At 54.3% G+C, this 15,895-nt stretch carries 12 protein-coding genes and 1 riboswitch; of the genes, 10 read left to right on the top strand and 2 right to left on the bottom strand.

From position 1 onward, the window contains the following. Positions 1-5: 5 nt before the first annotated feature. Both PBOR_RS33580 and PBOR_RS33575 read right to left on the bottom strand, forming a co-directional pair. Positions 6-3,590: a response regulator gene (locus PBOR_RS33580; RefSeq protein WP_245647979.1), complete on the bottom strand. Its 3,585-nt coding sequence runs from the start codon at positions 3,588-3,590 to the stop codon at positions 6-8. Positions 3,591-3,760: 170 nt separating this feature from the next. Further along, complete coding sequence (locus PBOR_RS33575) at positions 3,761-4,327, bottom strand: hypothetical protein (RefSeq protein WP_245647978.1); 567 nt, start codon at positions 4,325-4,327, stop codon at positions 3,761-3,763. A gap of 230 nt (positions 4,328-4,557) precedes the next feature. Beyond that, positions 4,558-4,661, top strand: a riboswitch (purine riboswitch). A gap of 166 nt (positions 4,662-4,827) precedes the next feature. Here PBOR_RS33575 and PBOR_RS33570 point away from each other — a divergent pair. The 10 genes from PBOR_RS33570 (at position 4,828) to PBOR_RS33525 (ending at position 15,814) form a co-directional block, all read left to right on the top strand. Next, positions 4,828-5,457 carry a xanthine phosphoribosyltransferase gene (locus PBOR_RS33570; protein ID WP_042218384.1) on the top strand — a complete coding sequence of 210 codons (630 nt, stop codon included), beginning with the start codon at positions 4,828-4,830 and terminating at the stop codon, positions 5,455-5,457. Further along, positions 5,451-6,749, top strand: coding sequence for a nucleobase:cation symporter-2 family protein (locus PBOR_RS33565; RefSeq protein ID WP_042218382.1), 1,299 nt, complete (start codon positions 5,451-5,453; stop codon positions 6,747-6,749). Before PBOR_RS33570 ends, PBOR_RS33565 begins: the two co-directional genes overlap by 7 nt. A gap of 95 nt (positions 6,750-6,844) precedes the next feature. Then, the gene (locus PBOR_RS33560) at positions 6,845-9,961 is read left to right on the top strand and encodes a hybrid sensor histidine kinase/response regulator (protein WP_245647976.1); all 3,117 of its coding nucleotides are present in this window, start codon (positions 6,845-6,847) and stop codon (positions 9,959-9,961) included. A 40-nt stretch (positions 9,962-10,001) separates the two neighbouring features. After that, positions 10,002-11,138 carry a response regulator gene (locus PBOR_RS33555; protein WP_042218379.1) on the top strand — a complete coding sequence of 379 codons (1,137 nt, stop codon included), beginning with the start codon at positions 10,002-10,004 and terminating at the stop codon, positions 11,136-11,138. A 98-nt stretch (positions 11,139-11,236) separates the two neighbouring features. Continuing rightward, a complete protein-coding gene (locus tag PBOR_RS33550) occupies positions 11,237-12,586 on the top strand; it encodes an MFS transporter (protein ID WP_042218377.1) in 1,350 nt (449 codons plus the stop codon). Between the two features lie 38 nt (positions 12,587-12,624). Continuing rightward, positions 12,625-12,831: a hypothetical protein gene (locus tag PBOR_RS33545; RefSeq protein ID WP_042140406.1), complete on the top strand. Its 207-nt coding sequence runs from the start codon at positions 12,625-12,627 to the stop codon at positions 12,829-12,831. A 29-nt stretch (positions 12,832-12,860) separates the two neighbouring features. Next, a complete protein-coding gene (locus PBOR_RS33540) occupies positions 12,861-13,565 on the top strand; it encodes a hypothetical protein (protein ID WP_042218375.1) in 705 nt (234 codons plus the stop codon). Then, positions 13,562-14,785, top strand: a complete 1,224-nt coding sequence (locus PBOR_RS33535; RefSeq protein WP_042218373.1) for a glutathionylspermidine synthase family protein — start codon at positions 13,562-13,564, stop codon at positions 14,783-14,785. The genes PBOR_RS33540 and PBOR_RS33535 overlap by 4 nt, the downstream gene beginning before the upstream one ends. Then, entirely contained in the window at positions 14,772-15,425 is a 654-nt protein-coding gene (locus tag PBOR_RS33530; protein ID WP_042218372.1) for a hypothetical protein, read from the top strand. Before PBOR_RS33535 ends, PBOR_RS33530 begins: the two co-directional genes overlap by 14 nt. Continuing rightward, positions 15,422-15,814 carry a DUF350 domain-containing protein gene (locus tag PBOR_RS33525; protein ID WP_042140402.1) on the top strand — a complete coding sequence of 131 codons (393 nt, stop codon included), beginning with the start codon at positions 15,422-15,424 and terminating at the stop codon, positions 15,812-15,814. The genes PBOR_RS33530 and PBOR_RS33525 overlap by 4 nt, the downstream gene beginning before the upstream one ends. Positions 15,815-15,895: the final 81 nt, after the last annotated feature.

Below are 15,895 nucleotides of genomic sequence, written 5' to 3'. Positions count from 1 at the left end.
TCCTCCTACTGAATCAACCATAATTTCAGCACACTCACCAGCTGTGTCGTATTTATCGGTTTGGATATATAATCGTTCGCTCCGGCCTGCAGACATTTGACCCGGTCTTCGTCCAGGGCGCGGGCGGTCAATGCGATAATCACCAGCTGGTCGTACTCCGGTCTAAGCCGGATATGCTTCATGGTCTCGTAACCATCCATCTCCGGCATCATAATATCCATGAATACGAGCTCAACGCCCGGGTGGGTTTCCAGATGCTCCAGGGCTTCTTTACCGTTCTGGGCAAAGCTGATCTCCATATTATAACCTTCCAGCACACTGGATAACGCAAAAATATTACGCATATCATCATCCACAAGCAGAATGCTTTTTCCGGCAAAGGCTGATTCCGGATTATGCAGATTTTCGATCAGGCGCTGCTTGTCCAGAGGCAGGTCAGCATGCTTGCGGTGCAGGTATAAGGCCGTATCATCGTAGAGCCGTTCCATAGAGCGTACGTTCTTGATGACAATGCTCTCGGCGTAGTGCTTGAGGCGCTGCTCGTCTGTTTTGCTGAGATCCTTGCCTGTATAGATTATGACCGGCAGGGTTTGCAGCTTGCGGTTGGTTTTGACCTGCTCCAGAAGATCAAATCCGGAGATATCTGACAGGCCTAGGTCCAGTACCATACAGTCAAAATGATGACTGGCCAGATGCTCCATCGCTTCCCTGCCTGTGCCGACTGCAATAATGTTTACATCGGGATGGGCGATGAATTCAACAAGGCTGCTGCGCAGAACCTTGTTATCTTCGACGATCAGCAGGCTCTTCACCGGGCGGCGGATATACGTCTCAATCTGCAGGAAGGCTGCTTCCAGCTCGGCATAATCACTTGGCTTCTTCCAGAAGGACAACGCCCCCATCGCCAGGCTCTGCTGATTCTCCTCGGCTGTCGAGATGACATGCACCGGAATATGGCGCAGCTCCGGCCGGCTCTTCAGCCGGCTGATAATTGACCAGCCGTCCAGAACGGGAAGATGCAGGTCCAGCAGGATGGCGTCGGGCTTATAAGCATGTGCCAATGCCAGACCCTGATCGCCCTGGAAGGCGACGATCGCTTTGAAGCCCCGGCTGCGCGCCAGCTGCAGCAGCATGGCGGCGAACTCGGCGTCCTCTTCAATAATCAGCAGAAGGGTGTCGCCGCTGAGCAGATTGCCGCGGTCATCCTCCATCTCCGCATATTGCAGCAGTTTCGGATTAGAGATGGAAATATCGGGAACGAACGATTCCCGGAAGGCCGGATTCTCCCGGCGGCCAGCCTCGGAAACCGGCATATCCGCAGCGTCTGCTGCCGCAAAGGTAGCGGCAGCCAGCGTCAGGGCGTCTTCTCCCGGCTCAACCGCGGGAATGATCAGGGAGAAGGTGCTGCCTTTGCCTTCTACGGAATCCACTTCAATTCTTCCGCCCAGCAGGGTGGCCAGCTCGCGGCAGATCGTGAGGCCGAGCCCGGTGCCGCCGTACTTGCGGCTGGTGGTTCCATCCGCCTGCTGGAACGCCTCGAAGATGCTCTCCAGCTTGGAGGCGGCAATGCCGATGCCGGTATCGCTGACGGAGAAGACGGCTTCTTCGCCGCTGGTGCGGATGGACAGAGATACAGAGCCTTGCTCCGGTGTAAACTTTATAGCATTGGACAACAGATTATTCATGATCTGCTGCAGTCTGTGGCCATCCGTCATCAGATGGTCAGGCAGCCGGCTGTCCGAATGGACATCGAACCGGAGATTCTTTTTCTTCGCCTGCTGTTCAAAGTGGCGGAAGATATGATTGCTGAGGTCCTGCACAGCAACCGGCTCGACAATAGGGGTCATTTTGCCAACCTCCAGCTTGGCCAGATCGAGAATCTCGTCGATCAACTGCAGGAGATCCTTGCCTGCCGAGAAGATGGTATGCACATATTCCAGCTGTTTCTTCTCAAGATTGCCTTCCTTGTTCTCGGCAAGAATCTGCGAGAGGATCAGTAGGCTGTTCAGCGGTGTGCGCAGTTCATGCGATACATTGGCGAGGAATTCCGATTTATACTGGGCAGCCATGAAGATTTCCTGGGCCTGCGCCTGGATTTCTTCCTTCTGCTGCTCGGTAAGCCGGACTTGAAGCTGTAACTGGTCATTTGAGGCAGCGAGTTCTTCCTTTTGGCTGAGAAGCTCATCGGCTTGCGCCTGAAGCTCATCCGTCTGTGCCTGAAGTTCTTCCGTTTGTGCCTGGAGTTCTTCCTTCTGGTCCAGCAGTTCGTTCGTTTGTGCCTGAAGCTCTTCGGCCTGATCAGCGATCTCGACTTTTTGGCGTTCTGTAAGCTGAAGCTGCTTCTGCATGTCGCGGTTGGCGGCAGACAATTCATCAGCTTGTGCCTTGATCTCTGTTGTTTGCCGGCTGGTAATCTCCATTTGCTGCTGCAGCTCCAGATTGGAGGCATACAGCTCTTCCGTCTGCTGCCGCAGCTCATCGGCCTGGGTTTCAATTTCAGCTTTTTGTTCTTCAGTCAGCTCCATCTGTGTCTGCAGCTGTTCATTGGAGGTCAGCAGGCTCTCCGCCTGCATCTTCAGCTCTTCCCTCTGATCCTGCAGCTGATCGGTCTGCATCCGCAGTTCCTCGGTTTGGGCCATAAGCTCTTCGGTCTGGGCCTCCAGCTCCTGGGTTTGTGCCGTCAGTTCTTCGGTCTGCGCTTCCAGCTCTTCCTTCTGCAGCCGGGTTTCGCTCAGCAGCTCTTCAATTCTCGCGACACCGGCCAAAGTATTAACCAGTACACCCATGTTCTGGCCAGCCCGCTCGATAACCTGGTGCTCCTTATAACCGAACGGGTGCAACGCTGCCAGCTCCATTACAGCGACCACTTCCTGCTCATGCATGATCGGGACCACGATTAGCGAAGAAGGGGAAGCCTCCCCCAGCGCGGAGTGGACTTTGATATAATGCTCCGGAAGATCCTGCAGCACGATTACCTGCTGATCCAGGGCGCATTGTCCGACCAGTCCGCTGCCCAGCTGAATGGGCTCCCGGCGGCCTGCCGATTCGTCAAAGGCATAGCCGGCCGCGAAGTTCAGCTGGCCTCCCTGCTTCAAATATACGGCTCCGTAGCTTCCGCCCACAGCGGCAGCCAGCCTGCCGATAAATACACGCGCTGCCGTCTGCAGATGCACTGAGCCCTGAAGCTGCAGAGCCATCTCTGACACTTGCGTGTTGATCCAGGCCTGCTCCTCCGCTTTCAGCCGCAGTTCACGTTCTTCGGCGGTTCTGTGATGAAGATCGGCAGCGAGCTTGTAGAACGAAGACGCCAGCAGCCCGAACTCATCTTTGCGCACAGTAGCCGCAGCTGCGGGGTTTAGAGTGCCTTCAGCGATATCCCGCGAGATATTCGTGATCCGGTCCAATCCGTGGTCTATATTCCGCTGGATACTGAAGATGAGGCCGATTCCGATCAGAATGCCGCCCCCGCCTAATCCATTAATGAAGATCCGCGGAATGCCTTCCAAATAAAGTGAAGATATAATAATCATACTGCCCATCAGCAGTATAGAAATTAATGTTGCTAACCAAACCTGTTGTTTAATCCTCATAGTTCGCCGCCTTTGTTCAGTTAGTACTACTAAATATATATATAAGTATACTTTTAATAGAGGTCGGGCGATATAGAGGACACAGAGAAAACACCGAAAAACCTGAATTTTACAAGGTTTCCGGTGTTTATTTCCAGTGTATGCATGATTATCAATCCCGGCGGCTTACATCAGCGACGCCTTCTGCCGCCCTGCCGCCGCCGTGCAGCGGCCCGGTTCGCGGCATGAGCGCCTGCACCGCCCCCGACTGCCTGCTGCTGCTTGGATCCGGGACTCTCTATGGCGGCATTGGTTCCGCCTGAGCTGTAGGTCCCGCTGCCGCTGCCGATCTGGGTGGCGGAGGAGCTTCTGCTGCCCCCCGGCAGCTTCACTGTCTGGTTGTTCACGACGATGACAATCTCCTTCCCCCCGCCGTGCGGATGAATCAGGGGGGCGTGATGTCGTCTGCGCCGCTGTCCCTTACTGCCTTGATTGCCCTTGCTGCCTATATTTGCAGCCGTCCCCCCGGCTCCGACACTCTCCTGCTGGAAGGTGTAGGGCGAGGCGATGGCTGCATTGCTGCCCGCTGCGCTGCTCCGGCCGGCCCCGCTGGCGATCTGTGTAGTATTGGCTGCATTGGTATATTGATTATTGATCACGAACACCAGCCGGCCGATGCCGGCCAGAGGGGTGCGGGTAACAATCCGCCGCTTCCCTTTTTGAATAATAACGGTTATCCTGTCCTTTTGCTTAGTCATCCGTATCATGCCTCCCTGCATAGGTTTTCCTTATCATTAATGCACGCAGGCAGGAAGCGTGAGGAATACGGGCGCTGCCGCCCCATAAACAAGCGGGTGCCCAGTGAGCAGGGGGAATTAATGAAAGCCGGCTGTATTTCATGAAAACTCATTGAAACCCGCAGCAAATATACTTAAAATTTTGCTTGTAAGGACCGTACAGAGCGTGTAAGATATACAAAGGTTTGTAAAACAGGCTTATCATAATACCTCATATAATCTTGGGAATATGGCCCATAAGTTTCTACCGGATAACCACTGTAATTATCCGACTATGAGTGAAATAGCGCATCTAGGGTTCCGTTTCTTCTGCTGCGGCAGGGGAAGGACTGGTCCAAGCGATGCGGACACGACTATGTGTTACACCACTAAGGGACAAAAACCCAGAAGGACAGATTCACTTGAGAGAAACACTCAAGGGGATCTGTCTTTTTTATTTTAAAGGAGGAAGAATCGCTGTAATGAAAGTACTGGAGGAACGTATCAGACAAGAAGGCTTGATTCTATCGGACACTGTGCTGAAGGTAGACTCTTTTCTGAACCATCAGGTGGACACGGAGCTTGCGCTGCAAATCGGACGGGAATTCCAAACCATCTTCGGGGATCAGCCCATTACCAAGGTGCTGACAGTGGAGGCCAGCGGCATCCAGTTCGCCATGGCTGCGGGAATTGCTCTGGGAGTGCCGTTTATTTATGCCAAGAAAAAGAAGGCGGTCACCCTATCCGAGGCGGTCTACTCGGCACCGGTGCATTCCTTCACCCGTCAGGAAGACTACCTGATCAGCATATCGCAGAAGTACCTCGGACCTGACGACAAAGTGCTGATTGTCGATGACTTTCTGGCTACCGGTGCAGCGCTTGTAGGCCTATGCGATATCGTGGAAGAGTCCGGGGCGCAGCTGATGGGAGTCGGCTGTGTCATTGAGAAGAGCTTCCAGGAAGGGCGCAGCCTGCTGGAGCAGCGCGGAATTCCGGTACATGCCCTGGCGCGGATTGCCTCGATGTCTCCGGGGGAAGTTCACTTTATAGATAATACCGGCACCGGCAATGCCCGTCCGGAAGAATTAATGAAGGAGAGTGCAGGATGTTAAGCAAACAGAAGGTATTCGCCCTCGGGCTTCAGCATGTGCTGGCCATGTATGCCGGAGCTGTAATTGTACCGCTGGTGGTCGGCGGGGCACTGAACCTGAATGGAACGCAGATGGCTTACTTAATCGCAGCTGATCTGTTCACCTGCGGACTGGCGACACTGCTGCAGATTATGGGCAGCAAGTATTTCGGAAGCGGGCTTCCCGTTGTCCTCGGCTGTACCTTTACCGCAGTAAGCCCGATTATCGCTATCGCTTCAGGCTCTAATCTGGCGACGGCGTACGGAGCTATTATTATCTCCGGGCTGTTCGTTGTATTGGCTGCCCCGGTGTACGGAAAGCTGCTGAAATTCTTCCCTACCGTAGTAACCGGCTCAGTAGTAACTATTATCGGACTCTCGCTGATCCCGGTAGCGATGAATAATGTGGCGGGCGGACAGGGCAGCGCAGATTTCGGCCAGCCCCGCAATCTGCTGCTGGCGCTAATCACCCTGCTTGTGATTCTGGCGGTTAACCGCCTGACTACAGGCTTCCTGCGATCCGTATCCGTGCTGGTCGGTCTGGTTGTCGGAACTGTAATCGGCTATGCCATGGGTATCGTTCATTTCTCTACAGTGACTACGGCCTCATGGGTCAGCATCGCCCAGCCATTCTACTTCGGCTGGCCGCAGTTCAGCATTACGGCTATCTTCACGATGATTATCGTTAATATTGTGTCTATGGTGGAATCAACAGGTGTGTACTTTGCGGTGGGCAAGGCGACGGACCAGCAGGTGGAACAGAAGCAGATCGTCAACGGCCTGCGTTCTGAAGGGCTTGCCATTATGCTGGGCGGACTGTTCAATGCCTTCCCTTATACAGCTTTCTCCCAGAATGTCGGATTGTTGTCCCTGACCAAGGTGAAGACGCGCAATGTTATTTTTGCCGCCGGCGGAATTATGATCGTGCTCGGTCTGCTGCCGAAGCTGGCAGCGCTGACCACGGTCGTGCCGAATGCGGTGCTTGGCGGGGCGATGATCGTTATGTTCGGATCGGTTGCCGCATCCGGCATGTCGATTCTGTCGGATGTTGACCTGCGTAAGGACGGCAATCTGCTGATTGCCGCCTGCAGTATTGCTGTCGGCCTCGGCTCTGCTGTGCTGCCTTCCATGTTCGACCAGCTGCCGGAATTCGCCAGAATGCTGCTGCAGAACGGGATCGTATCCGGGTCTCTGACAGCTATTATTCTCAATATCTTTTTGTCGAAGACCCAGGAGAGCACAGCTTCCGCAGTTGCAGCTCCGGAAGTGAAGTAAAATATTCCTAATATTTTAATCTAATAAGATAAGCGGCCGATTCCGAAATAAATGGGAATCGGCTTTTTTTGATTCGCTTAAATAATCAGAACTTAATGTATAATTTATACAATGACAGCCAGAAGGGAATGGCAGAGGGCATGAAAAAATATTGGCTGAATATTCTCGGCAGTCTGATGCTGGTGTTAATCATTCCGTTGATCTCTATCCTCCAGACTCTTCATACAGACCGCGAAATGCCGCAAGCCCGGCAAGGTATGATCGATCTGCACAGCTGGGACTTCCGCAAAGACGGTGTTGTGAAGCTGAATGGGGAATGGGAGCTGTACCGCGGCGCGTTACTGTCACCTGCTGATTTCCATCCGGGGCAGAAGGGCCGGAACGTGCCTGCCCTATCCGGCATGATTCAGGTTCCCGGGAAATGGAACCCTTATATATCCGGAACCGGACAACCCGCAGCCAAAGGGTATGCCACTTACCGTCTGCAGGCCAGGATTGCCCATGGGGAAGCCGCAGTGTACGGTCTGCGCACCAGCAATATCCGTACGGCAAGCCGGGTCTTTGTGAACGGGCAGGAGATTGGCAACAGCGGTAACCCTGCTCCCCCGGCCTCTGAGGGGAGGCAGAATAATATACCCTATATGGGGTTTGCTTCGGTGACCGGAGATTCCATGGAGATTATTGTACAGGTGGCGAATTACAGCTACTCCTCCGGCGGTATCGTTCAGCCGATTGTCATCGGTGATCAGGCCTCTATTCTGAAGCACCGCGAATTTGCGCTGTTTGTAGACGGGGGGGCATTGTTCGGATTTATTATTCTTTCCTTATTCCTGCTCATGTTCTCCAAGGTAAGAGAGAGCCGGGGGGTCACCTTGTATCTGGGACTATTCTGCATGGCAGCCTTTGTCTACATTCTGACCCACGGCGAGAAATTGATCTCAGCCGGGCTTCCCGGGCTTCCCTATGAAATTGTACTCAAGCTGCAGCTGGCTTCTTCCACGCTGGTCTACTATTATCTGGTGCGCTATGTCGCCAATTCCGTGAATTACCCGATGTCTATTACGGTCATCAAGGCGTCTAAGGTGATTACGTGCATGCTGCTGCTGATTTCTATATTCATGCCGGCATATCAGTTCAGCTACCTTGAAGGCCTGCTGCTGACCTGGGGCTCGGTAAGTATTGGCTTTGTGCTCTACTCTATGGTTCAGGGAACAAGACGGAATCCGAAGAATATGTTCCTGATGATGGTCAGTATTGAGAGCCTCAGCGTCGTTATTATTTGCTATCTGGTCAGCTTCACTACAATGGCCTTCAATTATTACGTGATTTCTTACGAAATTGTCCTGTTCGGGTTCGTTCAGGCGATCGTTATGACCCGGCAATATGCATCCTCCTTCCTTGAGGTGGGGCAGCTGTCACGCAGACTGCAGACGCTCGATGGCTTGAAGGACGATTTCATCTCCGATACTTCCCATGAGCTCCGCAAGCCGCTGCAGGGAATGGTCAACATGGCTCAGACACTGGCGCAGGGTGCTGCAGGTTCGGTAAGTATTCCCCAGAACGAGCAGCTGCTTATGATTGTCTCGACGGGCAAGCGGCTGTCTGCCTTAATCAATGATATGTCTGACTTTGCGAAGCTGAATCACGGCTCGCTGTTTCTGCGCCGGCAGGCGGTGGATCTTCGCACCGCAGCCGCCTCCGTCATGGAGGTGACGCGCCAGGTATACGGTAACACCAACCTTGAATTTCGCCTGGATCTGCCCGGGGATCTTCCCCTGCTGGAGGCTGATGAACAGCGCCTTGCCCAAATTCTTCACAATTTATTGGCAAATGCAGTAAATTATACGCCTCAGGGCGTGATAACGCTGTCTGCAGAGGTTAAAGAAGAGTATGTTGCCATTATTATTACGGATACGGGGCTAGGGATTGCTCCTGAGCGTTTGCTGTCCATCTTCGATGCCTATGATCCAAGCGGACCGGCTGCCCAGAAAGCCTACCGGGAGAACGGCCTGGGTCTCAGCATTACGCAGAGGCTGGTTGAGCTGTCCGGGGGAGAGATTGAGGTGCAGTCGGAGCTGGGGCAAGGTTCCGTCTTCCGCTTCACCCAACCTATCCTGCGGAGCAGCAAAGCTCTGCTGGAGCAGGAGTATCAGGAAATTACCGGCTGGGAGACGGCAGCGGCGGTAGAGCTGCCGGGAGAGGAGCCTGTCCTGCCGCCGCCTGCGGAATGCTGCTTCATTCTGGTTGTGGATGATGATCCTGTCAACCTCCAGGTGCTGGTTAATGTGCTGCAGCTGGAGAACCATTCGGTAATCACGGCCAGCAGCGGGGCCGAAGCTATAATTAAAATACAGCAGTACCCTGAACTCGATCTTGTCATTGCAGACTGGGTGATGCCGGAAATGCCCGGACTGTTATTATGCAAAACGATCCGTGAACGCTTTGTCTTGTCGGAGCTGCCGATTCTGGTGCTGATGGCGAGCAGCCGTCCGGAGGATATCCAGGCTGCGTTCGAGGCCGGAGCCAATGATTATCTGAGCAAGCCGGTGGAGCTGCGCGAGTTCAAGGCGCGTGTGCAGACACTGCTCGATATGCGCAAGTCTGTCCGGATATCCGTGCAGGCGGAGATTGCCTTTCTGCAGGCGCAGATCAAACCGCATTTCCTGTATAATGCGCTCAATGCGATTATCTCGGTATGTCCGGTAGACCCGGACAAGGCGACAGATCTGCTGCTGGATCTCAGCCAATACCTGCGGAGCAGCTTTGACTTCCAGAACCGGGGGCAGACCGTTTCGATTGAGAAGGAGCTGGGGCTGGTTCAATCCTATCTTGCCCTCGAGCAGGCGCGGTTTGACGAGCGGCTGAATATCGAGTTCGATGTGCCGGACGATATTATGGGACTGGTTCCGCCGCTGAGCATTCAGCCGATTGTAGAGAATGCTGTCAATCACGGGCTGATGCAGAAGGAGGCAGGCGGGACGGTACAGCTGTCGGTCAAACTGCTGCCCGGCCAGCTGGTTGTTTCCGTCAAGGATAATGGGGTCGGGATGTCTTCGCAGCGGATTGAGGAGATCCTGTCGGAAGAGCGGACCGAGGGCGGCATCGGACTCCGGAATATTCAGCGGCGGCTGCTCAAAATGTACGGAACAGGCTTGAATATTGACAGTGTACCCGGCCAGGGGACGGCTATATCGTATACAATTCCCAGATAAGCGACAACTCGAGAACGATGAACATGAGGTGAGTCCTTCCATGAAAGCCATACTAATTGATGATGAAAAGCCTGCACTGCAGCATCTGGAACGCCTGCTATTGAAAGACGGGCGTCTGGAGATTACCGGGAAGTATACGTCGGCAAGGCGGGGACTGGAGCATCTGGAGCACGAGAAGGCGGATGTCGTCTTCCTGGATATCGGAATGCCGGAGATGAACGGGCTGGAAGCCGGCGAATATATTGCCGGTATGGACCGGAGCACCCGGATTGTCTATATTACAGCATACAGCGAGTATGCTATTGAAGCTTTCGAACTGAACGCAGCCGACTATCTGCTGAAGCCGGTGACCTCCCAGCGCCTGAGCAAGACGCTCGAACGCCTGGAGATCCGCAGAGAGCAGAATGAAGCGCCTGTTGAGACGCTCCCGGAGCCTGCGGCTGCCGTCAAGCAGCTATCGATCCTCTGCTTCAAACGGCTGGAGTTTATAGACAGCACAGAGCCGGGGCGCAAGATGCAGTGGAGAACAAGCAAAGCGCAGGAAGTGTTTGCCCTGCTGCTGCATAACCGCGGACAATGGATTCTTAAGGATACCATTGTGGATTGGGTGTGGCCGGAATTCCAACCGGAGAAAGCAGTAACCAACCTGCATACGACGGTGTACCATATCCGTAAACTGCTCAAGGCCTGGGATATGGAGGTGCAGGTTGAATTCTCGCAGGAGCGGTACAGGCTGACCAAAGAGAATGTGCTGCTCGATCTGGAAGAATTCGAGCAGGGATACTGCAGTACCCCTGTGGAGTCGGAAGCGGAATGGGCGCGCAGAGAAGAGGTGCTGGGGCTGTACCGCGGAGATTATCTTGAAGAGCATCATTATGACTGGGCGGAGACGCGCAGCAAGGAATTGCAGATCCGCTTTATCCGCATGTCGCTGCATTCGGCTGAATATGAATTATCCTCAGGACGTCCCCGGCAGGCCCTGGACAGGCTGCTGGTTCTTCAGGCAGCAGACCCGTATTCCGATCAGATCTGCCGGCTTGTGCTGAGAAGTTACGCCGACCTGGGAGATTTCATCGGGTTTAGGAAACACTATGATAAATATAAGGAACTGCTGCAGCGGGATTTAGGCATCCGGCCGGATCAGGTCATAGACAGCTGGGTCCAAAAGGTGCTATAAATCAGCGGGGGCACTCCTCCTGATCACATTGCCATTATAATTTGTTAGGCATAGAATTTAGTTGAGCCTGAACAGATAATATAGATAGGGATGGAGTAATGAACGACAAAGTTGTAATGCCCCTGTGGACCTTTTGCCTGTTTATCGTTGTAATGAACACCACAATGTTTAATGTATCGCTGCCCACGATTATTCAGGATCTGCACATATCAGCCGACCTGGGTTCGTGGGTCATATCGAGCTATTCCATCGGTTATGCCCTGTCGACTGTGATCTACAGCCGGCTGTCTGATCTGGTGCCGATCCGCAGACTGCTGACCATTGGCCTGACGACGCTGGGTCTGGCCTCCGTCTGCGGATTATTCGCGCACAGCTTCAGCATCCTGCTGTTAACCCGGATTCTGCAGTCTGCAGGAGCCGGGGTCATGGCGGGACTCGGACTTGTGCTGGCCAGCCGCTATGTTCCTGTCGGGAGACGCGGCGCAGCTATCGCCATGATCTCCGCAGGCAGCGCGATGGCGTTCGGGCTCGGGCCGATTATCGGCGGTCTGATCAGCCAGTATTTCGGCTGGAACGGCTTGTTCGCCATCACCTGCCTTGTGCTGATTGTTCTGCCTGTGCTGCTGCATTTGCTGCCGAAGGAACAGCCCCAGCCCTCTGCTTTTGACGTGACGGGGGCGGGCCTGACGGTTCTTAACGCAGGCAGCCTGCTGCTGGCGGTCACCAGCCAGTCCTACCTGTGGCTCGCTATAAGTGTGGTGTCGCTGCTTATTCATGCCCGCCATCTGTCCAAAGCGGAGAACTCCTTCATTAACCCCCGGCTGCTGCGCATGCCCGGGTATCTGAAGCTGACGGCTGTCGGGTTCTGCATTCTGGTGCTGAACCTCGGCAATCTGTTCCTCATGCCGCTTGCCCTGGCAGGACTGTTCCATGAATCGGCGCTGAGCATCGGCCTGTTCATCGCACCGGGAGCGATTCTGTCCGCCTTTCTGACCCGCTATGTCGGCCACTGGATTGACCGCTACGGCAACCTCCGGTTTCTGCTTATCGGTCATGGAGTGCTGGCCGCTGTCCTGGCCGTCTTTGCCATGAATCTGTCGGTGTCCCCGTTCATTCTGCTCGCGGGATATCTGTGCTTCTCGCCGTCGTTCTCGGCGACCATGGCCTCCTTGAACAATGAGGCATCGCGCATTCTTCCCCGCCAATGGATCGGCTCCGGCATGGGACTGCTGCAGCTGATTCAGTTCTTCGGCGGCTCCGTTTCCGTTGCCGCTCTCGGCCTGCTGCTGCATGCACAGCGGAACCTGGCTCCTGCTGCCGCTTACAAGCATGTGTATGTCCTGCTGTTTGCGGTGAGTATATGTTCATTAAGCATCGTATTATGGTACAGATCTTCCAGGCTGCGGGAGTTGAAACGAAATAACAGCGGCAGCGTATCAGAAGCATAAGTGTATTCAGAGAGGATTGGTATAAGGTGGACAATGGAATGAATGTCATCCTGTTTGAGAAGATGCCCGAAGGCGAGCTGCAGATTATTGAAGAGCGCGTCTGGAGCATGAACATGATTACAGCTCTGGAGCATGTCAATTATATTGTCGTAGGCGGCCGCGAGTTCGAGGCTGTAGAGGGCAGGCTGAATGTGGACGAAGGGAAGCTTGAGCTTCTGCTGGTTCCGATGCGTACCGAAGGTTAAAGAACAATATCAGGAAAGGAGGGCCCAAGTTGGCAAAAGACGAAAATGTTAAAGAACCAGTTGTAAGCAGGCTGTTCACCCCTGACGGCAAGCCGATCCGCGTGTTGTCGACCTCGCTCGGCATTGCCTTGCTGGCCAATGCGTTATTTATTCCCGGAGGCGCCGGTGCCAGCGGGAGCACCGGCACTACAGGCGATGAACCCAAGCTGGTATCCTGGTCTACCGAGGAAGTTAAGAATTATTTCGATAAGAATGTAGACTGGAATATCCCCTATCCGGATGAGAACCAGGAAGAGACTGTCCAGGAAGGGCAGGGCGCGGTAACATCAGGCGGAACAACAGTAATCAACAACTACGGCGGTTATAACTCAGGATTCGGCTGGGATGATGTGCTCCTGTACCACATGCTGTTCAACAGCGGTTCGTTCTACTCTTCAAGAGGCTGGTACAATGACCGGCCGACGTATTACGGAGGCACACGGACTGCCTATAAGCCGCCAACCTACAGCAGCGGCAGCTTCCAGAATAAGCCGGTAGCCGGCTCTGTGGTGAAACCGAAGACCTCAACTTCATCCACCGGCTCCATCACCAGAAGAAATACCTCTTCGAAATCAGGCGGAATCGGCGGCACCTCCAGCGGGCTGGGCTCTAACAAATCAAGCTCGTCCACTTCGAAATCCAGCTCAAGTAAAAGCTCCGGCAAAAGCTCAAGCAAGAGCGGCTTCGGCGGATGATCCCGGCAGAGAGCGTTTTCGAATTTCTGGATCAGTCCGCTCTGGAGCGGGCGCCCCGGGTACAGCAGCTGCATAAACTCGGTTTCACCTGGGCTGACCTGGAGGAAGAGGAATATTGGCTGGATGCGATAGCTGTGATGCGTGGAGAGACCTATCAGGAGTTGAAAAAAGCCTCTTCAGGACTGTGGATGGTTCTGGATAAGGCGGTCCGCTATGTTCATCTCAAACATGACTTGTATGATCTGCTGGGAATTCCCCCGGTGCTGTGGCAGATGCTCGACGACTGCCCAATGCCTGAGCCGGGGCTGATCAGCCGGTATGCCCGATTTGACTTTGCTGTAGCCGGAGACGGGACTATTAAGCTGCTGGAGCTGAATGCGGATACGCCGACCGGCTATGTGGAGGCCTCTATTGCCACGCCGTGGATCTGCGCGGAGGCGGGCATCGGGAGTCCTAATGCCGCAATGAAGCAGCAGCTTGCCGCGGCCTGGGGTGTGGAACGGCCGGATACGGCAGCCTGTGTTGCCTACGGCAGCCATCAGGAGGACACCGGAACGATAGATGCACTGGCAGCACATAGCGGGCTGGATATCCGCTGCGTTGATTGTCTGGACCTTTGGATTGATGAGGGTACAGTGAAGGACGGGGAGGACCGGATTATTGAGCGGATGTTCGCACTCTATCCGAAGGAGTGGATGGCTGTGGATGAAGGCGGTGACGCCCTGGCCTACGCCATCGAGACCGGGAAGCTCCAGCTGTTCAACGGTCCGCACAGTATCATCCTGCAATCCAAGGGGCTGATTGCTGCCGTATGGGGGATGTATGAGCTGGGCCTGCTGTTCAGTGAAGAGGAACGCCAGGTAATCTCCCGCTACATCCTGCCTACGTACAATAAGGCGGTGTTCTCCGAGAGCTTTGTGTCCAAGTCCGTATTCGGACGGGAAGGCGGGTCCGTGCGGATTTTCGATGACAGCGGTACGCTTGAAATAGAGGATGAAGAAGGCTATGACAGCAGCCAGCTGTTCCCTGTGGTCTATCAGAAAAGAGCCGAAATGGCCCGGATTATGACGGCGGAAGGTGAGCTTCACCTGCTGACCGGCATGTTCGTGATTAACGGAACGCCCTGTGGGCTGCTCGGCCGGGCCGGCGGACCGATTACAGGCAATGCCAGTCATTTTATCGCGCTAGGAGTGAGGGGGCTTGAAGATGAACAAGGGTAGAGAGGGGCATGCCGCTGGACGAAGATTCCGGGGCGGGGCGCTGGCCGCAATGCTGCTTCTGGCAGTTATGCTGCTAAGCGCATGCTCGGGAAACAGCAACAGTGTGTTCCATACCGATACCGAAACGACCGACAGCGTGTCTCGGGTGCCATGGGATTACCGGGTGGTCGAAGGCAAGGTGGGCGATCTGATCGGCAGTGACATGACGGTACTGCCGGATAATGAGCTGCTGCCGAACGACGGGAATTATGCTACAGGCGACACCGTATGGACACTGCAGTTCATGGACGCGGAGCTGGTGACGGATGCCGATCAGAAGAACGATATCCGGTTGTCCTCCTGGACCACGCTCAAATCATACGGTGAACAGAAGACGGCAACGGAGGATCTGGCGAATCTGAAGGTATCCATCACGACGGATGTGGATCTTGTCGGGGTGTACAAAACCCAGTATCAGGATAAAACCAGAAACTTTGCCGTACTCGAGCTGCCTTCCGGCAACCGGATCAAGCAGCCGATTGATGACAAGCGCTATACAGCGCTGGAGAAACAAAAGACAGCCTCCGTCGTGCTGGAGGAAGTACATGATTTCGCCGACTATGATTCGGCCTATGCGAAATTCCGGGGGTGGGCTAATTGACGATCGTTATTAATCTGGTGGTTAGTATTCTGACCATTGTTCTGCTTCAGGTACTGGGTATGGTTATATTCACCCTGATGACTCCTTTTAAGGATATGGAGGAGCTGAAGAAGGGGAACGTCGCTGTATCGCTGGCCTTTGGCGGCAAGTTTCTGGCCACGGCGATCATTCTCGGCGTAGCGGCATATACGAATACCTCCATCTGGTTCATGATGCTCTGGTTCGCTGTAGGTTATGTGTGTCTGGTTGCGTCCTACTGGATCTTTGAGCTGTTCACGCCCGGCTTCCGGATTTCGGAACAGCTGCAGAAAGGGAATGTTGCAGTAGGCGTAACACTCTGCATGGTATTCATCGGAACAGCGTTTGCGGTCAGCAGCCTGATTATTTAGTAGACCGGCCGGGCAAGCGGACAGCTGCCAAGCTTGGAATGTTCAAGCGGCAGCCGCTCTGCCTGCTTAAGCTGTCTACCC

Origin of the sequence: Paenibacillus borealis (genome assembly GCF_000758665.1) — a bacterium.
Lineage (GTDB): Bacteria > Bacillota > Bacilli > Paenibacillales > Paenibacillaceae > Paenibacillus_AQ > Paenibacillus_AQ borealis.
The sequence above is the reverse complement of the archived record's forward strand: the minus strand, read 5'-3'. Positions and strand labels throughout refer to the sequence as shown.